Genomic DNA, 22551 nt, shown 5'->3' with positions numbered 1-22551 from the left:
GGCCGCTCCTGGCGCGGCTGGCACCACCACACCACCCTCGTCACCGCCGCTCATGCCTTCCTCACCGAGCAGCGGCTGGACCCAAAAGCCGACACCCCGGACTCACCTTCTACCAGATCCTCGACACCCTCCAAGACCTGCTGAACTGCTGGACCGGGATCTGCACCACCTGCCACCAACGTCTGCCCGGCAAGACGACACCAAGATCAAGACAGACCTAACGGAGCACTACTAGTCCGTCCCGGCCAGGGCGAACCACCCGAAATGACCAGGTAGTTGGATCGAACCGCCCGCCCGGGTGACGCGTCCTCACCCTCGGGGAAGCGGTGCCTCGAAATCCCTGCGGAACAAGGCCCGTGGGGCAACACTGGCTTCCGAACGACTGCATGACGGGGGACGCCATGACCACCACAGAGCGAGAGATCCCACCCATGTGCCAGCACCAGCCGCCGTGCCCGCCAGCCGAGTCCGCCGACCGGGAGTCCGCCCGGCTCGTGGCGCACCACCCGGAACAGGGGTGGAGTCTGCTGTGCAACGGCGTCCTGCTCTTCGAGGACACCGGTGAGCTGCTGCCCGACGGCCGCGTCATCGCCCCGCACCGCCCGCTCGGCGTGGACGAGGTGATGACCGCCGCCTGACCCCGCTGTCCCGCGAGGACGGCGACGACCCGACGGGCCGGCCGCACCCACCAGGTGCGCGACCGGCCCCGACGCGTTCCGGGGCGCACCGGGCCCGTCTCCGCTGGTCGTATCCCCGCCGCGGGGGTGGGATGGAAGGAGACGGCACGGGACACCGGTGAGGAACGGTGAGTCATGTCCGGTCACGACGCCCTGGTGGTGGCGCGCGTGGTGGTCGGGGTGAGCGGCTCCCTGGGCAGCATCACGGCCCTGCGGCGGGCCGGCCCGCTCGCCCGGCGGCTGGGGGCCGAGCTGTGGCCGGTGCTGGCCTGGGAACCGCCGGGCGGCGATCCGGCCGGACGCCGCTCGCCCGCCGTGGCCGTGCCCGACGAGGAGTGGCAGCGGCTGGCCGGGGAGCGGCTGCTCGCGGTGCTGGAGGAGGTCTTCGGCGGCAGGGGGCCCGGCGTGCCGATGCGCGCCCTCGTCGTGCGCGGCGCTGCGGGCCGGGCGCTGGTGGCGATCGCGGACCGCGAGGACGACCTGCTGGTCGTGGGCGCGGGCCGGCGCGGCCTCCAGCGGCCCTTCTCCGGCCGGGTCCGCCGGCACTGCCTCGGCCACGCCGGCTGCCCGGTCCTCGCGGTACCGCCGTCCCCGCTGGAGTCCCAGCTGCTCGCCGTCCACCGGCGCAACGCCTGGCACCTGCCCCTGGACACCAGGGGCCTGTGAACGCGCCGGCGGCTCGTCGAACCGCCGAGAGGGCGCGAGACCGTAGGGGCCCCGTCAAGAACGCGGCCCCCGCCGTCAAGGCGCCGTCAGGGCAGCGTGCCGCCCGTCCCCCGGCTGACTACCGTCGAGGTCATGGAGTACAGCGACCGCACCCGGCCCCGGCCGGCGGGCCACCACCCGCCCACCGCCGGGACCGTCGCGCACGACCGCGGGTGGGCCGGCGAGGTGCGCACCTCCGTGCGCTGCGCCGCCGCCCTGCTCGCGCTGCTGCTCTGCGTCGACGGCGCGGCGGGCTCGCTCACCTGGTGGCGGGGCCTGCTGTGGTGTGCCCTGGCCCTGCTCCTGCTCCTCGTCCTGTACCCGGCCCGGGTGTCCGCCGGGGACGGCTGGCTGGCCAGCAGGCGTCTGCTGCGCACCCGCCGGGTCCGCACCGATCTGCTGGTCGCGGTCCGCCCGCTGGACGGCGTCACCCGGCGGCTGGTGCTGCGCGACCTCCTGGGCGACCGGGTGGAGATCGATCCGGAGGTGCTGGCCCGCAACCCCGTCCTGTGGCACCGCCTCGACGACGGCGTCCGCCAGGCCCTGGCCGGCGGCACCCTGCGCTGCGGCACCGCCGACCTCGACCGGCTCGCGCGCCGCCTGGACAGCGAGACGGCCCGGGCGGTCTTCCGGGCGTCCGGCCTGGAGTGACCGGGCCGCGGACGGCACCCCGGAAGACTCGCCGGAAGATGACACTCGGTGGTCACCGACCCCTCGGAGACGCCCCTCGCCGACTCGTTCGACCCAGCCCCTGGTGACCCGCTCCCGCCTCGGCTTCCTGATGCGGCCCTGACGGCACCGCGCCATTCTTAACGCAAGATTGACGCCGCCCCGCCTCGGATCCGGAGGCCCAGGCGTCACGCTCTGCTTACGCTGGTGCCGCCGTCCGTGTGATGGCCGAAAAGAGCTGAGCCCCACACCAGGAGCACACCGATGGCCACGACCGAGCACCCTCCCAGTACCGGCCGCCTGCGCGCCTGGATGCTGGAGGGCCTGTCCGACATGGGCAAGAGCGGTGGCCTCACCGGACCGCACGCCCAGCCCGAGCCTGCGCACAAGGGCCAGCGCTGGTGGCGGGTGATGTGCCTGACCGGTGTCGACTACTTCTCCACCCTCGGCTACCAGCCGGGCATCGCCGCGCTCGCGGCCGGTCTGGTGTCCCCGATCGCGACCATCGTGCTGGTGCTCGTCACCCTGGCGGGCGCGCTGCCGGTCTACCGGCGCGTGGCCGAGGAGAGCCCGCACGGCGAGGGCTCCATCGCGATGCTGGAGCGGCTGCTGTCCTTCTGGAAGGGCAAGCTGTTCGTGCTGACCCTGCTGGGGTTCGCGGCCACCGACTTCCTGATCACCATCACCCTGTCGGCCGCCGACGCCTCCACCCACCTGGTGGAGAACCCTCATCTGGCGAACGCCCTGCAAGGCAAGCAGATGGTCATCACGCTGCTGCTCGTGGCGCTGCTCGGCGCGGTCTTCCTCAAGGGCTTCCTGGAGGCGATCGGGGTCGCGGTCGCCCTGGTGGGCGTCTATCTCGTGCTCAACATGGTCGTCGTGATCGTCGGCCTGTGGCACGTCATCACCGCCGAGCACGTGGTCACCGACTGGACCAACGCCCTGACCGCGCAGCACGGGAACATCTTCGTGATGATCGGCGTGGCCCTGATCGTCTTCCCGAAACTCGCCCTCGGTCTGTCCGGATTCGAGACCGGCATCGCGGTCATGCCCCACGTCAAGGGCGACCCGGGCGACACCGAGGAGCACCCGACCGGCCGGATCCGGGACGCCAAGAAGCTGCTGACCACCGCGGCCGTCATCATGAGCTGCTTCCTGATCACCAGTAGCTTCATCACCACCCTGCTGATCCCGGAGAAGGAGTTCCAGCCGGGCGGCCCGGCCAACGGCCGTGCCCTCGCCTATCTCGCGCACCAGTACATCGGCGGCGCCTTCGGCACGATCTACGACGTCTCGACCATCTGCATCCTGTGGTTCGCCGGCGCGTCCGCCATGGCGGGCCTGCTCAACCTGATGCCGCGCTATCTGCCCCGGTACGGCATGGCCCCGCACTGGGCGCGCGCGGTGCGCCCCATGGTCATCGTCTTCACGCTGGTCGCGTTCCTGGTGACCTGGATCTTCGACGCCAACGTGGACAAGCAGGGCGGTGCCTACGCCACCGGTGTGCTGGTGCTGATCAGCTCCGCGGCGATCGCGGTGACCATCGCCGCGCGCAAGGCCGGACAGCGCCGCTGGACCATCGGCTTCGCCGTCATCTCGGTGGTGTTCCTCTACACCACGGTGGTCAACGTCATCGAGCGTCCCGACGGCGTGAAGATCGGTGCCTGCTTCATCGTCGGCATCATCCTGGTCTCGCTGCTGTCCCGGCTGGCCCGCGCCTTCGAGCTGCGCGTGACCAGCGTGACGCTCGATCCGCTGGCGGAACGATTCATCCGGGACATGGCCAGCCGCAAGATGCGGTTCATCGCGAACGAGCCCGGCCACCGCGACAAGGCCGAGTACCGCGACAAGATCGAGCAGATCCGCGCCGACAACGACATGCCGGAGCAGGAGGACTTCGTCTTCGTCGAGGTGACGGTCACCGACCCGTCCGAGTTCGAGGCGAGCCTGACGGTGCGCGGCGAGGTCATGCACGAGCGCTACCGGGTGCTGACGCTGGAGTCGGCCTCCATCCCGAACGCCCTGGCGGCGCTGCTGCTGCACGTCCGCGACGTCACCGGCTGCACCCCGCACATCTACTTCGAGTGGACCGAGGGCAGCCCGTTCGCCAACTTCCTGCGCTTCTTCCTCTTCGGCCAGGGCGAGGTCGCCCCGGTCACCCGCGAGGTGCTGCGCGAGGCGGAACGGAACCGGTCGCGCAGGCCGCGTGTGCACACGGGCTGAGCCGCGCCCTATCGTTCTCGCCATGCAGTCCTACACGATCGGCCAGGCGGCACGGCTGCTCGGCGTCAGCCCGGACACCGCCCGCCGCTGGGCCGACGCGGGCCGGGTGGCCACCCATCGCGACGAGGCGGGCCGGCGGCTCATCGACGGCCGGGACCTCGCCGCCTTCTCCGTCGAACTGGCCAAGGGCGGCAGCGGCGAGGAGGAGACCACCTCCCACACCTCCGTGCGCAACGCCTTCCCCGGCATCGTCACCGCCATCAAGCTCGGCGACGTCGCCGCCCAGGTGGAGATCCAGGCGGGCCCCCACCGGCTGGTGTCCCTGCTGACCCGTGAGGCCGTCGAGGAACTCGGCCTGGAGGTCGGGGTGGAGGCCACGGCCCGAGTGAAGTCGACAAACGTCCATATCGACCGCTCGTGACCAGCCGGACAAGGACGCACATGCTAGCCACGTCGCCCGAGTTCGCTGCTCATGCGATGAGATAGGGCTCTTCCACCTGGCAGATGCGGCAGTATCATCGCGGCACGGCAGATTCGCCCAACGCGAGGAGCAGAACCGTGACGACCCCTTCCGCGCGCCGGACCCGGCGGCTGCCGCTTCCGGCCGGTGCGGCAGCCGCCGCCCTGCTGGCCCTCAGCGCCTGCTCCTCGTCGTCCGACTCCTCGGACGCCGCGTCGGACAAGCCGGGTGCCGCCTCCGCCAAGCTGTCCGGCACCATCACCGTGTTCGCCGCCGCCTCGCTCCAGGAGAGCTTCACCGCCATGGGCAAGGAGTTCGAGCAGCGGCACCCGGGCACCGAGGTCCGCTTCAGCTTCGGCGGCAGCGACACCCTCGCCGCGAGCGTCACCGGTGGCGCCCCAGCCGATGTCTTCGCCGCCGCCAGCCCCAAGACCATGGCGACCGTGACGGACGCCAAGGACGCGACCGGCGCCCCGGTGACCTTCGTCCGCAACCAGTTGGAGATCGCCACCCTGCCCGGCAACCCCGGCAAGGTCGCGTCCCTGAAGGACCTCACCAAGCCCGGCCTGAAGGTCGTCCTGTGCGACAGGACGGTGCCCTGCGGCGCCGCCGCCCAGAAGGCCCTGGACGCCGGCCACCTCAAGCTGACCCCGGTCTCCTACGAGCAGGATGTCAAGAGCGCCCTGAACAAGGTCGAGCTGAAGGAGGCCGACGCGGCGGTGGTGTACCGGACCGACGTGCGCGCCGCGGGCGGCAAGGTGGCGGGCGTGGAGTTCCCCGAGTCCGCCAAGGCCGTCAACGACTACCCGATCGCCCTGCTGAAGAACGCCGAGCACCCGGAGACCGCCAAGGCGTTCATCGCCCTCGTACGGTCCGCCGAGGGCCGGCGGGTGCTGGGCGAGGCCGGGTTCCTCAAGCCATGACCCCCACCGCCGGCTCCGGCCTCGGTACGACACCCCGCCGCGGCCACGCCACCGGCCGCCGCGGGGTCCCCCTGCCCCTCCTCCTCCCCGGCGTCCTGGCCCTCGCCTTCCTGCTGCTGCCCCTGCTCGCGCTGCTGGTCCGCGCCCCCTGGCGGAGCCTGCCGCACCAGCTGACCAGCGCCGAAGTGTGGCAGGCGCTCCAGTTGTCGCTGGTCAGCGCCACCGCGGCGACCGCCGTCAGCCTCGTCCTCGGCGTGCCGCTGGCCTGGCTGCTGGCCCGCACCGACTTCCCCGGACGCGGTCTGGTCCGCGCCCTGGTGACCCTGCCGCTGGTGCTGCCGCCGGTCGTCGGCGGTGTGGCCCTGTTGCTCGCCCTGGGCCGCAACGGCGTCGTCGGCAGATGGCTCGACGCCTGGTTCGGGATCACGCTGCCGTTCACCACCACCGGGGTCGTGCTCGCGGAGGCCTTCGTCGCGATGCCGTTCCTGGTCATCAGCGTGGAGGGCACCCTGCGCGCCGCCGACCCACGCTTCGAGGAGGCGGCCACCACGCTCGGCGCCTCCCGCTTCACCGCGTTCCGCCGGGTGACGCTGCCGCTGATCGCGCCCGGGATCGCGGCGGGCGCCGTGCTGGCCTGGGCGCGGGCGCTCGGCGAGTTCGGCGCGACGATCACCTTCGCGGGCAACTTCCCCGGCCGCACCCAGACCATGCCCCTCGCGGTCTACCTCGCCCTGCAGAACGACCCCGAGGCGGCGATCTCGCTGAGCCTGGTCCTGCTGGCCGTCTCCATCGCGGTGCTGGCGGGGCTGCGCGACCGATGGCTGACGGGGGTGTGACCGTGCCGGAAGGAGGAGGTACGACACCGCCGGCCGGCCCCGCGGCCAAGAACCCGGCGCCCTCGGCCGGCGCCGACGCCCCCGAGCCCCGGGCGACCGGCCGGCCGGGGCTCGACCGGCCGGGGCTCGACGCCCGGCTCGTCGTGGACCGGGACGGCTTCCGGCTGGACGTGGCCCTGACGGCGGCGCCCGGCGAGGTGGTCGCCCTGCTGGGCCCCAACGGCGCGGGCAAGACCACCGCGCTGCGCGTGCTGGCCGGCCTGGTGCCGCTGCGCGAGGGCCATCTCCGGCTGGACGGCGCCCCGCTGGAGCGCGTACCGCCGGAGTCCCGCCCGGTCGGCGTCGTCTTCCAGCACTATCTCCTCTTCCCGCACCTGTCCGCGCTGGACAACGTGGCGTTCGGGCCGCGCTGCCAGGGCCTGGGCAAGGCGGAGGCCCGCGCGGTGGCCGCGGGCTGGCTGGAGCGCATGGGGCTCGCCGAGCACGCGGGCGCGAGGCCCCGCAGGCTCTCCGGCGGCCAGGCCCAGCGCGTGGCCCTCGCCCGCGCCCTGGCCACCCGGCCCAGGCTGCTCCTGCTGGACGAACCGCTGGCCGCGCTGGACGCCCGTACCCGGCTGGAGGTCCGCGCCCAGCTCCGCCGCCATCTGGCCGAGTTCGAGGCGGTCGCCGTCCTCGTCACCCACGATCCGCTGGACGCCATGGTGCTCGCGGACCGCCTGGTGGTGGTGGAGCACGGCCGGGTCGTCCAGGAGGGCGCCCCCGCCGACATCGCCCGCCGCCCGCGCACCGACTACATCGCCCGGCTCGTCGGCCTCAACCTCTACCGGGGCAAGGCCGCGGGCCACACCGTACGGCTGGCCGCCGGGCCCTCGATCACCACCGCCGAGGCGCTGTCCGGACCGGCCTTCGTGGCCTTCCCGCCCTCCGCCGTGACCCTCTTCCGGGACCGGCCCACCGGTGCCAGCGCCCGTAACCTGTGGCGCTGCGAGGTGGCCGGCCTGGAGACGCACGGCGACCAGATCCGCGCCGACCTCACGGGTGAGCTGCCGCTCGCCGCCGACCTCACCACGCCGGCCGCCGCCGATCTCGGCCTGCACCCGGGTGCACCGGTCTGGGCGACAGTCAAAGCGACCCAGACCCACGCATACCCCGCCTGACCCGGCGGGCGCCCTACGGTGGGTGCCCATGACCCTGAGCATCCGCAACCAGCTCCCCGGCACCGTCACCGCGGTCCACCCGGGCGAGGCCATGGCCACCGTCGAGATCCGTCTGGACGGCGGCCAGGCCCTCACCGCGGCCATCACCCTGGCGGCCGCCGAGGACCTGGCCCTCGCCCCCGGCGTGCCGGTGCGCGCCCTGGTGAAGTCGACCGAGGTCTCCGTCGCCACGCACCACGTCGAGGGCCTGTCGATCCGCAACCAGCTTCCCGGCGCGGTGGTCGGGCTGACCACGGGTGCCGTCATGGCGACCGTGCGGATCTCCGTCCCGGGCGGTGAGCTGACCGCGGCCATCACCAAGGACGCGGCCACCGAGCTGGGCCTGTTCGTGGGCTCCGACGTGGTGGCCCTGGTCAAGGCGACCGAAGTGGCGCTGGCGACCGCGTAAAACGAGGGCCCCACCCGGACGTCGGACGTCCGGACAGGGCCCTCGGGGGCGTGACTACGCGCGCGGGACCACGCCTCGGTCAGTCCTCGTAGGCGTCCAGCGGCGGGCAGGAGCAGACCAGGTTGCGGTCGCCGAAGGCCTGGTCGATGCGGCGCACCGGCGGCCAGTACTTGTCGGCCACCGAGACCCCGGCCGGGAAGACGGCCTCCTCGCGGCTGTAGGCGTGCGTCCACTCGCCGCCGAGCGCGCCCGCGGTGTGCGGCGCGTGGTGCAGCGGGTTGTCCTCCGCGGGCCACTCGCCGGAGCCGACCTTCTCGATCTCCGCGCGGATGGCGATCATCGCGTCGCAGAACCGGTCCAGCTCGGTGATGTCCTCCGACTCGGTCGGCTCGATCATCAGCGTGCCAGCCACCGGGAACGACATGGTCGGCGCGTGGAAGCCGTAGTCGATCAGGCGCTTGGCCACGTCGTCCACGCTCACGCCGGTCGCCTTGGTCAGCGGACGCAGGTCGATGATGCACTCGTGCGCGACCAGGCCGCCGGGGCCGGTGTACAGCACCGGGAAGTGCGGCTCCAGGCGCTTGGCGATGTAGTTCGCGGACAGCACGGCCACCTGGGTGGCGCGCTTGAGGCCCTCGCCGCCCATCAGCCGGACGTACGTCCACGAGATCGGCAGGATGCCCGCCGAGCCCCACGGCGCCGCCGAGACCGGGCCCACGCCCGTCTCCGGGCCGGCCGCCGGCTGCAACGGGTGGTTGGGCAGGTACGGCGCCAGGTGCGAGCGGACCGCGACCGGGCCGACGCCGGGACCGCCGCCGCCGTGCGGGATGCAGAAGGTCTTGTGCAGGTTCAGGTGCGAGACGTCGCCGCCGAAGTGGCCCGGCTTGGCGAGGCCCACCAGGGCGTTCAGGTTGGCGCCGTCGACGTACACCTGGCCGCCGGCCTCGTGCACCCGGGCGCAGATGTCGGCGACGTGCTCCTCGAAGACACCGTGCGTCGACGGGTAGGTGATCATCAGCACGGCCAGCTGCTCGCGGTGCTGCTCGATCTTGGCCCGCAGGTCCTCGACGTCGATCTCGCCGTCCTCGGAGGTCTTGACGACGACGACCTTCATGCCGGCCATCACGGCGCTGGCGGCGTTGGTGCCGTGCGCGGAGGACGGGATGAGGCAGACGGTGCGCTGGTCATCGCCGTTCGCGCGGTGGTAGCCGCGGACGGCCAGCAGACCGGCCAGTTCGCCCTGGGAGCCGGCGTTCGGCTGGAGGGAGACCTTGTCGTAGCCGGTGACCTCGGCGAGGCGGTCCTCCAACTCGTGGATGAGCGTGAGGTAGCCCGCGGCCTGCTCGGCGGGCGCGAAGGGGTGCAGCTCGCCGAACTCGGGCCAGGTGATCGGCTCCATCTCGGTGGTCGCGTTGAGCTTCATGGTGCAGGAGCCCAGCGGGATCATGCCGCGGTCGAGCGCGTAGTCGCGGTCGGCCAGCTTGCGCAGGTAGCGCAGCATCGCGGTCTCGGAGCGGTGCTGGTGGAAGACCGGGTGGGCGAGGTAGTCGTCGCCGCGCAGCAGCGCCTCGGGCAGCGTGTCGCCGGCGGCCGCGTCCAGCGCCTCGATGTCGGCCTCGACGCCGAAGGCGGACCAGACGGCCTCCAGCCGCGCCCGCGTGGTGGTCTCGTCGCAGGCGACGGAGACCTGGTCGGCGTCGACCAGACGCAGGTTGACGCCCTTGTCCCGGGCGGCGGCGACGATCTCGGCGGCCATGCCGGGCACGCGCGCGGTGACGGTGTCGAAGAAGGCGCCGTGCGCGATCTCGACGCCGCCGGCCTTCAGGCCCTCGGCGAGGAGCGTCGCGTACCGATGGGTGCGCCGGGCGATGGTCTTCAGGCCCTCGGGGCCGTGGTAGACCGCGTACATGCCGGCCATGACGGCGAGCAGCACCTGCGCGGTGCAGATGTTGCTGGTGGCCTTCTCGCGCCGGATGTGCTGCTCACGGGTCTGCAGGGCCAGCCGGTAGGCCTTGTTGCCGTCGGCGTCGACGGACACGCCGACCAGGCGGCCGGGGAGGCTGCGGGCGAACTTCTCGTGCACCGCCATGTAGCCCGCGTGCGGGCCACCGAAGCCCATCGGGACGCCGAAGCGCTGGGTGGTGCCGACGGCGATGTCGGCGCCCAGCTCGCCCGGGGAGGTCAGCAGGGTGAGGGCGAGCAGATCGGCGGCGACGGTGACGAGCGCGCCCAGCTCGTGCGCCTGCTCGATGACCGGCTTGATGTCGCGCACGGCACCCGAGGCGCCGGGGTACTGGATCAGCACGCCGTTGATGTCACGAGCGGCGATGTCGGCCGGGATGCCCGCGCCGAGGTCGGCCACGACGACCTCGACGCCGGTCGGCTCGGCGCGGGTCTGGATGACGGCGATGGTCTGCGGCAGGGCGTCCGCGTCGACCAGGAACAGGCCCTTCTTGTTCTTGCCCATGCGCCGGGACAGCGCCATGGCCTCGGCGGCGGCCGTGCCCTCGTCCAGCAGGGAGGCGCCGGAGGTGGGCAGACCGGTGAGGTCGGCGACCATGGTCTGGAAGTTCAGCAGGGCCTCCAGGCGGCCCTGGGAGATCTCCGGCTGGTAGGGCGTGTAGGCCGTGTACCAGGCCGGGTTCTCCAGCACGTTGCGCAGGATCACCGGCGGGGTGAAGGTGCCGTAGTAACCCAGGCCGATCATGGAGCCGAGGACCTGGTTGCGGTCGGCGAGCGAGCGCAGCTCGGCCAGCACCTCGGCCTCGGTCCGGGCGCCCGGCAGGTCGAGGGCGTCGGCGTTCTTGATCACATCCGGCACCGCGGCGGCGGTCAGCTCGTCCAGGGAGCCGTAGCCGACCTGCGCGAGCATCTTGGCCCGCGACTCCTGGTCGGGCCCGATGTGGCGCTGTTCGAAGGGGATGCCCGCTTCGAGCTCGGAGAGCGGAATGCGATGGGCGGTCATTGCGGAGGCCTCCTGGTCTGACGCGACCTTCGAGGGGCACCACGGCGCGGGTGCCCGGACGGCCTCCCCCTCTGTCATCTCGACCTGAGAGCTTCACCGGACACCCGACAGGGGCGCCGGCTTTCACCGTCGGTGAGAGCGGAAGCCGTCGACACCCGCCCTGCTTTCCAGAGTGACCTCGTCCATGCGGTACGTGAGCCTGAGAGATTCCGGGGAGGATTTGCTCCTTCGGCGCCTCCGAGGTGGGTCGGAGGACTCTCCCGCATGGGGTCAGCAGCCGCAATCAGCCTACCAGCGAGGTCAACGGCTGGTTCTCAAGTGGCCGCCGCACTGAATGTGCTCTTTCGTAGTGCTTACGGATGAGTTGCGACCAATTGGAGGGAGAGGGACCGTGCAGACCGACATCGATCCGCGCAACCTGATCGGCCGCAAGGCGTTCGACCGCAATGGCACCAAGATCGGCACCATCGACGAGGTGTACCTGGACGACGCCACCGGCGTCCCCGAATGGGCGGCCATACGCACCGGCCTCTTCTCCCGCGACGCGTTCGTCCCCCTGGAGCCCAGCGAACTCGTCGAGGGCACCCTCCACGTGCCCTTCGACCGCTCCCTGATCAAGGACGCCCCCGACTTCGGCGTGGGCCGCCACCTCTCCCCCGAGCAGGAACTCCAGCTCTACCACCACTACGGCCTCGACGTGACCCCCGGCCCGGCCGCGGACCACGACTTCGGCAAGTTGGCGGGCTCCGAGGAGACATAGCACCTGGCCCCTCCCGACCCCGGGGCGCATGCCCCGCCCGTGGCAGTCACCGCCCGGCCGACGCCCCGGACCCGTCCGTGCGGCTCGGCAGGCGGTCACCGGCGGGCGAACCGGCGGCGGCCGTCGGAACCAGGGGCAGCGGGTCCGCCGGCCGCAGGTCGGGGTCCGTCACCAGGAACGTCCGCACCCGCCCCGGCGGCGACTGCGGGGTCTCGAAGCGCACCGTCACCCGGCCGACCCCGCTCCCCTGCACCCACCCGTGACCGAACTCGGCATGCGTCACGTCCTGACCGGCCCGCCAGTGCGGCTGCTCCGGCACCGACGCCTCGGCGGCGGGCTCGGGCACCGGCTCCTGGGCCGTCGGCACCGCCCGCGAGGGTCTCGCCGCCTGGGCGAAGAGGTCCTCCTGGGTGTAGTCGGCGAGCCCCGAGACGCCGACCCCGAGCAGTCGCACCCCACCCGTCGTGTCCACGGACTCCAGCAACCGCTCGGCCGCCTCCCGCACCACCGCCGGGTCGTCCGTGGGCCCGCGCAGCGTCTCGGAGCGGGTCAGCGTCGAGAAGTCGTACCGCCGCACCTTCAGCACGATCGTCCGGCCGGACAGCCTCGCCTCCCGCAGCCGCCGCACGCACCGGTCCGCCAGCCGCCGCACCTCCAGGCCGATCCGCAACCGGTCGTGGATGTCCACGTCGTACGTGTCCTCGACCGACACCGACTTGGTCTCCCGCTCGGCCACCACGGGCCGCTCGTCCCGCGCGAGGGCCATGGCGTACAGCGCCTGCCCGTGCGCCTTGCCGACCAGTCGTACGAGTTCGTCCTCCCCCGCCTCGGCCAGTTCCTCGACGGTCGTCATCCCGGCCCGCCGCAGATGGTCCCCCGTGGCCGGCCCCACCCCCGGCAGGGTCCGCACCGGCAGCGGCCCCAGCAGCGCCCGCTCGGTGCCCGGCTCGATGAGCACCAGACCGTCCGGCTTGGCCCGCTCTGAGGCTATCTTCGCGAGCATCTTGGACGCGGCGAGCCCCACCGACCCGGTGAGCCCCGTGACGGCACGGATGTCCTCGCGCAGCCGCACCCCCGCGCGGCGCGCCGACTCCGCGTCCGACGCCGCGCCCGAGGCCGCCAGGTCCACGAACGCCTCGTCCAGGCTGAGCGGCTCCACCAGCGGCGACAGCTCCCGCAGCAGCCCCATCACCTGCTCGCTGACCGCCCGGTAGAGACCGAAGCGCGGCACCAGATACGCCGCGTGGGGCGCCAGCCGCCGCGCCTGGGCCATGGGCATCGCCGAGTGCACCCCGAAGGCCCGCGCCTCGTACGACGCCGTGGCCACCACCCCGCGCGGCCCGAGGCCACCCACCACGACCGCCTTCCCGCGCAGGCTCGGCTTGGACGCCTGCTCCGCCGAGGCGTAGAAGGCATCCATGTCGAGATGCAGGATCGTGGGCGCGTTCCTCACGTCTCCGATCCTGCACCACGGCACTGACAACGCGACCGCGCCCGGGCACCCGTCGCGTCAGGGCCGCATGTCAGGACCGGAGCCGGAGCCGGTCCAGGGCCCTTTCGGGGCCGGTCAGACCGCCCGGTTGCGGCGCCGCGCCAGCTCGTCCGCCGGGTTGTGCCCGACCAGCGTCTCGCCCGTGTCGACGCGCTCGCCGTGCAGCTGCGACAGGGCGCTCTCCACGTCCCGCCACACCACGCCGACCGCGATCCCGAAGATGCCCTGACCGCCCTGGAGCAGCGCGTGGACCTCGTCCGGCGAGGTGCACTCGTACACGGTCGCGCCGTCGCTCATGAGCGTCATGCGCTCCAGGTCGCGGAAACCGCGCTCCCTGAGGTGCTGCACGGCCGACCGGATGTTCTGCAGCGAGACCCCGGTGTCCAGGAACCGCTTGACGATCTTCAGGACGACGACGTCCCGGAAGCTGTACAACCGCTGGGTACCCGACCCGTACGCGGGCCGCACGCTCGGTTCGACCAGGCCCGTGCGCGCCCAGTAGTCGAGCTGTCGATAGGTGATGCCGGCCGCCGCACAGGCCGTGGGCCCCCGGTAGCCGATCTCCTCCTCGGACGTCATGGACGCCGCCCCTTCGCCGCCCGGCACCGCCGTCGGTCGCTGCGGAGCGTGATCCACCGCGCTGCTGTGAACCGGGTACGGACCGCTCTCCCCGTAACCGCGCACGGGAGCACCCCCAGCCGTACCGTCGCCGCTGGTTCTCACGCCGACCTCCGTCCTTGACCTGCCTTCTCGACGGTAGGCAGTCACCAGGGGTGCGTCAACGATCGCCACACTCGGCACGCCGAGTGATAATCACCCAAGGAGTGGTTTCCCGTGTCCCACCGCGGGGAAAGGCTAGCCGAATGCCCTCGCGGGGACCCGGAAGACGCTCTCACTCGCCGCTGGCAATTGCCCCGGGAACCGGCCTGCGGCGGACCGCGCACGGACCCCCGAAAGCCCCGGCCTCGCAGGCCAGGGCCCTCATGAGCCACTCGTACGCTCCGGCCGCCTCACTGGCTGCTGGTGCCGAAGTCCTCGGGCGAGATCTGGTCGAGGAACTCGCGGAACTTCTCCACCTCGTCCTCCTGCTCGTCCGGGATGGCGATCCCCGCGTCGTCCAGCACCGTGTCGCTGCCGTAGATCGGCGTGCCGGTGCGCAGGGCCAGCGCTATGGCGTCGGAGGGGCGGGCGCTGACCTCGACCCCGCTGGCGAAGACCAGCTCCGCATAGAAGACGCCTTCCCGCAGGTCGGTGATGCGTACCTCGGTCAGCTCCTGGCCGACGGCCTCCAGCACGTCCTTGAACAGGTCGTGGGTCAGCGGCCTGGCCGGGGCCATGCCCTGCTGGGCGAAGGCGATCGCCGTCGCCTCCCCCGGCCCGATCCAGATGGGGAGGTAACGGTCGCCCCCCACTTCGCGCAGGAGCACGATCGGTTGGTTGGAGGGCATTTCGACCCGGACACCTACGACATCGAGCTCGTTCACACAGCAACCCTAGGCCGTGCCCGGGACGTTTGGGTAGTCGGGGCCCGGAGAGGCCGCCTGATCCGGCCCTTCGCGGGCCATCCCCGGATCAGGGAAGACGCACTCCGAGGGCGGTCTTCACCAGGGCCGCGTGCAGCTTCGTCGTGAGCGTCGCCAGCTCCTTCGTACGAGCCTCGGCGAGTGCCCTGGTCTGCGGGTTGCGGTGCCGCTTGAGCGGGGCCACCACCTGATCGACCAGCCCGGCCTCCCGGTCGGCGGCCGCCTTCATCACCCGCAGGTGGCGCGGCTCGATCCCGAAGCGCCCCAGTTCGGCGACGAGCGAGGCCACGGTGACCGCCTCCGCGTCGTACGACCCGTCCGCCAGGGGGACCAGGAGCCCGTACGCCTGCCACTCCTCCAGCTCGGCCTCGCCGATGTCCGCGGCCGACAGCAGCTCGGCCCGGCCGATCCTGGCCACCGTGGGCCCCTCCGGCACCTCCAGGGCGTCGTCCCCGGCGCGCTGGCGCCCGACCACCGGCAGCGGGGCGGCCTCGCCCCGCTCCATGGCGTCGAGATGCTCGCGGATCACCTTGAGCGGCAGATAGTGGTCCCGCTGCATTCTCAGGACGTGTCCGAGGCGCTCGACGTCACCGGCGCTGAACTTGCGGTACCCCGAAGGGGTCCGCTGCGGTTCGATGAGCCCCTCCGCCTCCAGGAAACGGATCTTGGAGATGGTGACTTCGGGGAACTCCTCGCGCAGCACGTTCAGCACCGTGCCGATGCTCATCAGCCCACTGTCCCTGGCGGCGGAACCGCTTCCGGCACCGCCGCTCGGTGTTTGAAGCATGGACCTTCCCTGGGTTGCCCCCGGAGCGTGTCCGGGGGCGGGTCAGAAGCCCTGCCGACTCGCGTGGAACACCAGCCGGTACTTGCCGATCTGCACCTCGTCGCCGTTCTGCAGGGCGACCTGGTCGATCGGCTCGCGGTTGACGTACGTGCCGTTCAGGCTGCCCACGTCGGCGACGGTGAACGAACCGTCCGGCGAGCGGCGGAACTCCACATGCCGGCGCGAGACCGTCACGTCGTCCAGGAAGATGTCGCTCTGCGGGTGACGGCCGGCCGTCGTCAGGTCGCCGTCGAGCAGGAAGCGGCTGCCCGAGTTCGGGCCCCGGCGCACCACCAGCAGGGCCGAGCCCGCCGGCAGCGCCTCCACCGCGGCCTGCGCCTCCGGCGACAGCAGCGGGAGCGGCGTCTGACCGGTCGCCTCCGCGTCGTAGGCCTCGAGTCCGGAGATCGAGATCGTGGACGTCGTCTCGGAGGCGCGCTCGGGCACGGCTCCGGGACGCAGCGGCGCGCCGCAGTTGGAACAGAAGCGGGCGTTCTCCGCGTTGCGGTTACCGCACCTCGTACACACCAGGACCGACATGGACGGATCCTCCTGCCGCGGCTGCCCCGCCGGGGCGTTGGACGCGTACGGGCCGGGAGCAAAGTCTCCACCCGTACTTGAGGTTGACGGTTGCCCGAAACCTATGCCGCGGGACTGGGCAGGGTCAACTGACGGCGCGCCCTGGCCTCCCGAAATGTCACCGCCCGGACCAGCCACCTGGTCCCGGTACAGCGGCCGCTGACCCTGTACGTCAGGCTGTGCGCGATGACGAGCGGTCGCGTTCTCGCCGCTCTCTCGCGCGCTCTTGCCGAACCACTTCGCAAACAACTTCACGGGCGATTCCCCTTGACCGAAACAGACCCGCCCGTGGGGCAGGACGAACCCTGATTGCCGACACCGGCCGACCCGGACACCCTCACAACGTCCGCGCCCACCAGACAGTTTCCACCACGCGTCACCTCGTCGGTGCGCCGACCCCCCGCAACCTCATGCCCCTGCCGGACTGCCCCCATGCACCGCCGGTTCACTGGGAGGACGACCGAGCGTAGTCAGGCTGCTTCGCCTGTCGCAAGGCGTCCACGACGATCTTGCCCGACTGTGCGACGGAGACCGTGGCCTGCTCCTTCTCCAGAGTCTGCACCACACCCCCCGGGATGTTCAGCGCCGGTTCGAGATCCTGCGGTTTGCCGATGACCTTGAAACGATAAGGGGCGTTGATCTTGTTCCCGTCCACGCTCACGCTCTTGCCCGCGTCCACGAAGTAGGTGTTGGCCACCACGCGCACGCCGTTGACCTGGATCGCCTCCGCGCCGGCCGCGCGCAGCTCCTGGATGGTGTCGAGCAGCATGTCCGACTGGACCGTCCCCTTCGTGTCCTCGATCGTCATGGTGATGCCGGGACCCTGAGCCGCCACGGTGCCCGCGAGGATGCCGAGTTGCCGTTCCTTCTCGGCGGTCTGCTTGCGTGCCTCCGCGGCCTGGTCGGAGCTGCTCTGCAGCTCCGACCGCTGCTTTTCGAGTCCCTGCTTCTCGTCTTCAAGACGCTGAGTACGCGAATCCAGTTCATCGAGGATGCGAACAAGATCTTCCTGACGCGCGCCGCGCAGCGCGCTGTCGGTGTCGCTGTTGGACGCCACCTGGACGGCCAGGCCGAAGCCGAGGCCGAAGAGAAGCAGGGCGACGATGAGTTGGGGCCGGCTGACCCGCGGCGGCCACAGCCCCTTGACGAGCCGCTGACGGCCGGTCAGCGCGTCGTCCGGCCGCGGAACGGCCCCCTCCTGCCCGGCCCCGGGCGCCGGGGCCGGCACCTCGGCCGGCAGCTCCCTGCGCAGCCGATTTCCCGGCCCGGCCGCGTGCTCGCCGCGCTCCTTGCCGCCGTGCGCGTGGCCATGGTGCTCGTGGCCCTCGCGCGCATGGCCGTAGTGCTCGTCGCGGTGGTTCTCCTGGCCGCCGTACCCGGGGCCGTTGTGCTGGTCGCTCATCGCCTCATGCCCGGAAGACGTGCCGCCGGATCGCCGCGGCGTTGGAGAAGATGCGGATGCCGAGGACGACCACGACGCCCGTGGACAGCTGCGCGCCCACGCCCAACTTGTCGCCCAGGAACACGATCAGGGCCGCCACGACCACGTTCGACAGGAACGACACGACGAAGACCTTGTCGTCGAAAATGCCGTCCAGCATGGCCCGCAGACCGCCGAAGACGGCGTCCAGCGCGGCGACGACGGCGATCGGCAGGTAAGGCTCCACGACCGCCGGAACCTCGGGCCGGACCAACAGGCCGGCCACGACTCCCACGACGAGGCCCAGTACGGCGATCACGATGTGCCCTTCTCCGTCTTCTCGGTGTTTCCGGTGTTCTCGGTGTTCTCGGTCTTGCCGGGTACCGGCTGTGCCGTGCGTACGATCACACTCGGCGCGGCGGGCAGCCGGACGTCACGTTCGGTGGAGATGGTGGCGCGGATGCCGTAGTTCTGCTCCAGGGCGTGCAGGTACAGCCCGTCGGCACCGTCCTGGAATCCCCTGCTCAGTCCGGGCCCGTCCCCCACCGCCAGCACGGTGTACGGCGGCACGAGCGGCCTGTTGTCGACCAGGATCGCGTCTCCGGCGGCCCTGATCGCCGACAGGGCGGTCAGCCGCTGCCCGTTGACGGAGACGGCCTCGGCGCCGGACGCCCACAGCCCGTTGACCACGCGCTGCAGATCACGGTCGCGCACCCGGCCGGTGTCGGAGAACCCCGCCGTCTCCCGCGGATTGGTGCCGTCACCGCCGGTGCTGGCCTCCTTGGCGTCGTTCACCACGAGCTTGACGCCCGGGCCGTGCACCTCGGTGGCACCCGACAGCATGCCCACCAGGTCCGCCTCGGCGCTGCCGCCGCTCGACCTCAGCGCCGCCCGCTGGCGTGCGCTGACGTCGTCACGCAGCTTGTCGACGCTGCTCTTGAGCTTGTCCGCGTCCCCGGTCTCCTTGTCGACCCGGTCGATCAGCTCCTGGTGCTCCTTGGCCACCACGGGCGCCGCCACCCGCGCCTGCGCCGCCCCGACGGTCACGACCAGCGCCGCGAGGACGAGGCCGCCCGCGAGGCCCAGCTTGGCCCGGAGGGTCTTCGGCAGGCCGCCCTCGCCCCAGGACTTCTTCCGGGCGGCGGCCTCGGCGTACCCGTCGTCGAGGCTGTGGTCCATGACGTTGGTGATCAACGACATGGAGGCGTCCGGACGGCGCGGCCGCGCGGCGCTGCTCCGAACGGGGGGTTGCTGCGGCATGCCGCACATCGTCGCATGTCGCGCGCGATACTCCGAATGGCCCCACCGACGTGCCGGACAGGCCCCCCTTGGAGGCACTAGTCCGGCACGCGCGTGTGCGGCGGTTTCACGGCCCTGACCAGCGCCAGGGCGCGGTCGGCTCCGGGGAGCCCCAAGGCGCCCCGGAGCGACCTCCCAGGCGGCTTCGAGCGGCCTGGGTGCGGGTGCTTAGCGCCCGGCGCTGTCCACGACGCCGGACCACTCGTCCAGCAGGGCCTGCGCGGAGGCGTCGTCCGGGCCCTCGGCCCACAGATGGGTGACCGCCTCCGCCGGGTCGGGCAGCACCATCACCCAGCGCCCGTCGGTCTCCACGACCCGCACCCCGTCGGTGGTGTCGACCGAACGGTCCCCGGCCGCCTCGACGACCCGGCGCATCACCAGGCCCTTGACGGCCCAGGGCGTCGCCAGGTCCCGCTTGAGCACGTGCGCCCGCGGGATCCGCGCGTCGATCTGGCTCAGGGTGAGCTGGGTCCGCGCCACGAGCCCGATCAGCCGTACGAACGCGGCCGTACCGTCGAAGACGCTGCCGAACTCGGGGACGATGAACCCGCCCTTGCCGTCGCCGCCGAAGATGGTGCCTTCCTCGCCACCCACACGAGTGAGATCGTCGGGCGACGTCGTGGTCCACTCGACCTGGGTGCCGTGGTAGGCGGCCACCTGTTCGGCGATGCGGGTCGTGGTGACGGGCAGCGCCACCCGGCCGCTGCGCCGCTCCGCGGCCACCAGGTCCAGCATCACCAACAGCGCCCGGTCGTCCTCGATGATCCGGCCCTTCTCGTCCACGAGCGACAGCCGCTCGCCGACGGGGTCGAAGCGCACGCCGAACGCGGCGCCCGAGGACGCGACGATCTCGCCGAGGCGCACCAGGCCGCTGCGCCGCATCTCGGCGGTCTCGGTGGGCCTGGACTCGTCGAGACCCGGGTTGATGGTCAGGGAGTCCACCCCGAGCTTGCCCAGCAGGCTGGGCAGCACCAGGCCGGCGCTGCCGTTGGAGGCGTCCACGACGACCTTCATGCCGGCGTCGGGGATCCCGCTGGTGTCCACGTTGCGCAGCAGCGATCCGGTGTACGAGTCGAAGACGCTGGAGGGGAAGTACAGGTCGCCGATCTCGCCGGGGAACGCCCGCCGGTACTCCTGGCGCGCGAAGACCCGGTCCAGCTTCCGCTGCCCGCCCTGGGACAGGTCGGCGCCCTGTCCGTCGAAGAACATGATGTCGACCGAGTCCGGGACGCCGGGCGTGGTACGGATCATGATGCCGCCGGCGCTGCCGCGCGCGGTCTGCTGCCGGGCCACGGGCAGTGGCACGTTCTCCAGGTCGCGGACGTCGATGGCGCTCGCCTGCAACGCCGAGATGACCGCGCGCTTGAGCGCCCGGGCGCCTCGGGAGTGGTCGCGGGCCGTGGTGACGGTGGAGCCCTTCTTGAGCGTGGTCGCGTACGCGCCGGCGAGGCGGACGGCCAGCTCGGGTGTGATCTCCACGTTCAGGATGCCGGACACGCCGCGGGCGCCGAAGAGATGTGCCTGGCCGCGGGACTCCCAGATGACCGAGGTGTTGACGAAGGCGCCGGCCTCGATGGTCTTGAAGGGGTAGACCCGGACGTTGCCCTGCACGATCGACTCCTCGCCGATCAGGCACTCGTCGCCGATGACCGCGCCGTCCTCGATGCGTGCGGCCCGCATGATGTCGGTGTTCTTGCCGACGACGCAGCCGCGCAGATTGCTGTGCTGGCCGACGTAGACGTTGTCGTGGACGACGGCCTTGTGCAGGAAGGCGCCGCTCTTGACGACGACGTTCGAGCCGACGACGGAGTCCTCGCGTATCTCCGCGCCGGCCTCGACCTTGGCGTAGTCGCCGATGTACAGCGGTCCGCGCAGCACGGCGTCGGGGTGCACCTCGGCGCCCTCGGCCACCCAGACGCCCGGGGAGATCTCGAAGCCGTCGATGTCGACGTTGACCTTGCCCTCGAGGACGTCGGCCTGGGCCTTGACGTAGCTCTCGTGCGTGCCGACGTCCTCCCAGTAGCCCTCGGCGACGAAGCCGTAGATCGGCTTGCCCTCCTTCATCAGCTGCGGGAAGACATCGCCGGACCAGTCGACCGGGACATCGGGTTCCACGTAGTTGAAAACTTCCGGCTCCATGACGTAGATACCCGTGTTGACGGTGTCGGAGAAGACCTGTCCCCAGGTCGGCTTCTCCAGGAAGCGCTCGACCTTGCCTTCCTCGTCGACGATGGTGATGCCGAATTCCAGGGGGTTGGGCACGCGGGTCAGGCAGACCGTGACGAGCGCGCCCTTCTCCTTGTGGAAATTGATCAGCTCCGTGAGGTCGAAGTCGGTCAGGGCGTCACCGGAGATGACGAGGAAGGCATCGTCCTTCAACGCCTCTTCGGCGTTCTTGACGCTTCCGGCGGTACCGAGTGGCTTCTCCTCATTGGCGTATGTGAGCTCCATGCCGAGCTCTTCGCCGTCACCGAAGTAGTTCTTGACGAGCGAGGCAAGGAACTGCACGGTGACGACGGTCTCGGTGAGCCCGTGCCTTTTGAGCAGCCGTAGCACATGCTCCATGATCGGGCGGTTCACCACGGGCAGGAGCGGCTTGGGCATGCTTGAGGTCATGGGGCGCAGGCGGGTGCCTTCGCCTCCGGCCATCACGACGGCCTTCATGTCGGAAGCGTCCTCCTCTGAGAGACGACGGTCTAGCCGACTTCACCCGTCCAGATTGTCCCGCACTTTTGCACAGCGGGCCATTGAGGCGTTACGTCAGGACAATCGCCGAGCTCAATCGGCCATGGCGTCCGCGCGGACCAATCGGCGGACTTGTACCACGTAGAGCACTCCTGCCCACCAGTAGAGCGTTGTACCCCATCCTGCGAACGCCCATCCGAAAACAGCGGCCAGTGACGCGATCCAACCACTTCCGTCACTGAGGAGCAGGAGCGGGAAGGCGTACATGAGGTTGAACGTGGCCGCCTTCCCGAGGAAGTTGACCTGCGGCGGCGGATAGCCGTGCCGGCGCAGGATCCCCACCATCACCAGGAGCATCAGCTCCCTGGCGAGCAGCAGGGCGGTCAGCCAGACCGGGAGGATCTCCCGCCAGGTGAGGCCGACCAGCGTGGACAGCACGTAGAGCCGGTCGGCGGCCGGGTCGAGGAGCCGGCCCAGGTTGCTGATCTGGTTCCAGCGCCGGGCGAGCTTGCCGTCCAGGTAGTCGCTGACTCCGCTGAAGGCCAGCACGAGAAGAGCCCATCCATCACTCTTGGGGCCCCCGAACTCCGGCCTGAGGATCAACCACAGGAACAGGGGTACGCCGACGAGCCGCGCCATGCTGAGGATGTTGGGGATGGTGAGGACCCGGTCTGTCTGGACACGGGTCTCCTGGACCTCCACCCGGGAGCCTCCTGTGGGAAACGAGCCAACGATGCTCCCTGACTTTACCCCAACGCAAAAAAGCTCCGGCTCTCGGACTGATGCCCAAGAGCCGGAGCTTTAAAAGGAGTTCGGCGGCGTCCTACTCTCCCACAGGGTCCCCCCTGCAGTACCATCGGCGCTGAAAGGCTTAGCTTCCGGGTTCGGAATGTAACCGGGCGTT

General features: G+C 71.3%; 21 protein-coding genes, 1 rRNA gene, 1 pseudogene and 1 riboswitch. Of the genes and pseudogenes, 11 read left to right on the top strand and 12 right to left on the bottom strand.

Annotated features, from left to right (window positions below; genetic code table 11):
- The 10 genes and pseudogenes from AB0927_RS39225 to AB0927_RS39180 form a co-directional block, all read left to right on the top strand.
- A pseudogene (locus AB0927_RS39225) lies at positions 1-144 on the top strand (IS701 family transposase); the annotation flags it as partial.
- A 287-nt stretch (positions 145-431) separates the two neighbouring features.
- Positions 432-638 (top strand): DUF5999 family protein, encoded by a 207-nt coding sequence (locus AB0927_RS39220; RefSeq protein ID WP_366672643.1) that lies wholly within the window; start codon positions 432-434, stop codon positions 636-638.
- Between the two features lie 174 nt (positions 639-812).
- On the top strand, positions 813-1343 hold the full coding sequence (locus AB0927_RS39215; protein WP_366672641.1) for a universal stress protein: 531 nt from the start codon (positions 813-815) through the stop codon (positions 1341-1343).
- Between the two features lie 132 nt (positions 1344-1475).
- On the top strand, positions 1476-2033 hold the full coding sequence (locus tag AB0927_RS39210) for a hypothetical protein (RefSeq protein ID WP_366672640.1): 558 nt from the start codon (positions 1476-1478) through the stop codon (positions 2031-2033).
- Between the two features lie 282 nt (positions 2034-2315).
- On the top strand, positions 2316-4274 hold the full coding sequence (locus tag AB0927_RS39205; RefSeq protein WP_366672639.1) for an amino acid transporter: 1959 nt from the start codon (positions 2316-2318) through the stop codon (positions 4272-4274).
- A 22-nt stretch (positions 4275-4296) separates the two neighbouring features.
- Positions 4297-4695 (top strand): helix-turn-helix transcriptional regulator, encoded by a 399-nt coding sequence (locus tag AB0927_RS39200; RefSeq protein WP_366672638.1) that lies wholly within the window; start codon positions 4297-4299, stop codon positions 4693-4695.
- 137 nt (positions 4696-4832) lie between these two features.
- Complete coding sequence (gene modA / locus AB0927_RS39195; protein ID WP_366672637.1) at positions 4833-5657, top strand: molybdate ABC transporter substrate-binding protein; 825 nt, start codon at positions 4833-4835, stop codon at positions 5655-5657.
- Positions 5654-6493 (top strand): molybdate ABC transporter permease subunit, encoded by an 840-nt coding sequence (gene modB / locus AB0927_RS39190; protein ID WP_366672636.1) that lies wholly within the window; start codon positions 5654-5656, stop codon positions 6491-6493. Before modA ends, modB begins: the two co-directional genes overlap by 4 nt.
- A gap of 143 nt (positions 6494-6636) precedes the next feature.
- Positions 6637-7650 carry an ABC transporter ATP-binding protein gene (locus tag AB0927_RS39185; RefSeq protein ID WP_366672642.1) on the top strand — a complete coding sequence of 338 codons (1014 nt, stop codon included), beginning with the start codon at positions 6637-6639 and terminating at the stop codon, positions 7648-7650.
- Positions 7651-7678: 28 nt separating this feature from the next.
- Complete coding sequence (locus AB0927_RS39180) at positions 7679-8098, top strand: TOBE domain-containing protein (protein ID WP_366672635.1); 420 nt, start codon at positions 7679-7681, stop codon at positions 8096-8098.
- 79 nt (positions 8099-8177) lie between these two features.
- On the opposite strand, the gene gcvP is transcribed toward AB0927_RS39180, so the two are convergent.
- Positions 8178-11063: an aminomethyl-transferring glycine dehydrogenase gene (gcvP, locus tag AB0927_RS39175; protein ID WP_366672634.1), complete on the bottom strand. Its 2886-nt coding sequence runs from the start codon at positions 11061-11063 to the stop codon at positions 8178-8180.
- Between the two features lie 177 nt (positions 11064-11240).
- A riboswitch (glycine riboswitch) is annotated at positions 11241-11336 on the bottom strand.
- Between the two features lie 118 nt (positions 11337-11454).
- Between gcvP and AB0927_RS39170 the strand changes: the two genes are divergently transcribed.
- The gene (locus AB0927_RS39170; RefSeq protein ID WP_366672633.1) at positions 11455-11823 is read left to right on the top strand and encodes a PRC-barrel domain-containing protein; all 369 of its coding nucleotides are present in this window, start codon (positions 11455-11457) and stop codon (positions 11821-11823) included.
- 46 nt (positions 11824-11869) lie between these two features.
- Here AB0927_RS39170 and AB0927_RS39165 read toward each other — a convergent pair whose 3' ends face one another.
- From AB0927_RS39165 to rrf, 11 genes are all read right to left on the bottom strand, one after another.
- Positions 11870-13276: a DNA polymerase IV gene (locus tag AB0927_RS39165; protein ID WP_366672632.1), complete on the bottom strand. Its 1407-nt coding sequence runs from the start codon at positions 13274-13276 to the stop codon at positions 11870-11872.
- A 114-nt stretch (positions 13277-13390) separates the two neighbouring features.
- Positions 13391-14038 carry a MerR family transcriptional regulator gene (locus AB0927_RS39160; protein ID WP_366672631.1) on the bottom strand — a complete coding sequence of 216 codons (648 nt, stop codon included), beginning with the start codon at positions 14036-14038 and terminating at the stop codon, positions 13391-13393.
- Positions 14039-14325: 287 nt separating this feature from the next.
- A complete protein-coding gene (locus AB0927_RS39155; RefSeq protein ID WP_026253112.1) occupies positions 14326-14799 on the bottom strand; it encodes a bifunctional nuclease family protein in 474 nt (157 codons plus the stop codon).
- 88 nt (positions 14800-14887) lie between these two features.
- The gene (locus tag AB0927_RS39150) at positions 14888-15625 is read right to left on the bottom strand and encodes a MerR family transcriptional regulator (RefSeq protein ID WP_366672630.1); all 738 of its coding nucleotides are present in this window, start codon (positions 15623-15625) and stop codon (positions 14888-14890) included.
- A 42-nt stretch (positions 15626-15667) separates the two neighbouring features.
- The gene (locus AB0927_RS39145; protein ID WP_366672629.1) at positions 15668-16498 is read right to left on the bottom strand and encodes an FHA domain-containing protein; all 831 of its coding nucleotides are present in this window, start codon (positions 16496-16498) and stop codon (positions 15668-15670) included.
- 190 nt (positions 16499-16688) lie between these two features.
- A complete protein-coding gene (locus tag AB0927_RS39140) occupies positions 16689-17645 on the bottom strand; it encodes a DUF881 domain-containing protein (protein ID WP_366672628.1) in 957 nt (318 codons plus the stop codon).
- Positions 17646-17649: 4 nt separating this feature from the next.
- Positions 17650-17982 carry a small basic family protein gene (locus tag AB0927_RS39135; RefSeq protein WP_003988855.1) on the bottom strand — a complete coding sequence of 111 codons (333 nt, stop codon included), beginning with the start codon at positions 17980-17982 and terminating at the stop codon, positions 17650-17652.
- Positions 17979-18923 (bottom strand): DUF881 domain-containing protein, encoded by a 945-nt coding sequence (locus AB0927_RS39130; RefSeq protein ID WP_366672627.1) that lies wholly within the window; start codon positions 18921-18923, stop codon positions 17979-17981. The genes AB0927_RS39135 and AB0927_RS39130 overlap by 4 nt, the downstream gene beginning before the upstream one ends.
- A gap of 207 nt (positions 18924-19130) precedes the next feature.
- A complete protein-coding gene (locus AB0927_RS39125) occupies positions 19131-21626 on the bottom strand; it encodes a mannose-1-phosphate guanyltransferase (RefSeq protein ID WP_366672626.1) in 2496 nt (831 codons plus the stop codon).
- A gap of 114 nt (positions 21627-21740) precedes the next feature.
- On the bottom strand, positions 21741-22349 hold the full coding sequence (locus AB0927_RS39120; protein ID WP_366672625.1) for a CDP-alcohol phosphatidyltransferase family protein: 609 nt from the start codon (positions 22347-22349) through the stop codon (positions 21741-21743).
- 108 nt (positions 22350-22457) lie between these two features.
- A 5S ribosomal RNA gene (rrf, locus tag AB0927_RS39115) occupies positions 22458-22551 on the bottom strand; the annotation flags it as partial.

It is taken from the genome of Streptomyces sp. NPDC048106 (assembly GCF_040706415.1).
Classification (GTDB): domain Bacteria; phylum Actinomycetota; class Actinomycetes; order Streptomycetales; family Streptomycetaceae; genus Streptomyces.
This window is presented reverse-complemented; position numbering and strand designations above follow the sequence as displayed.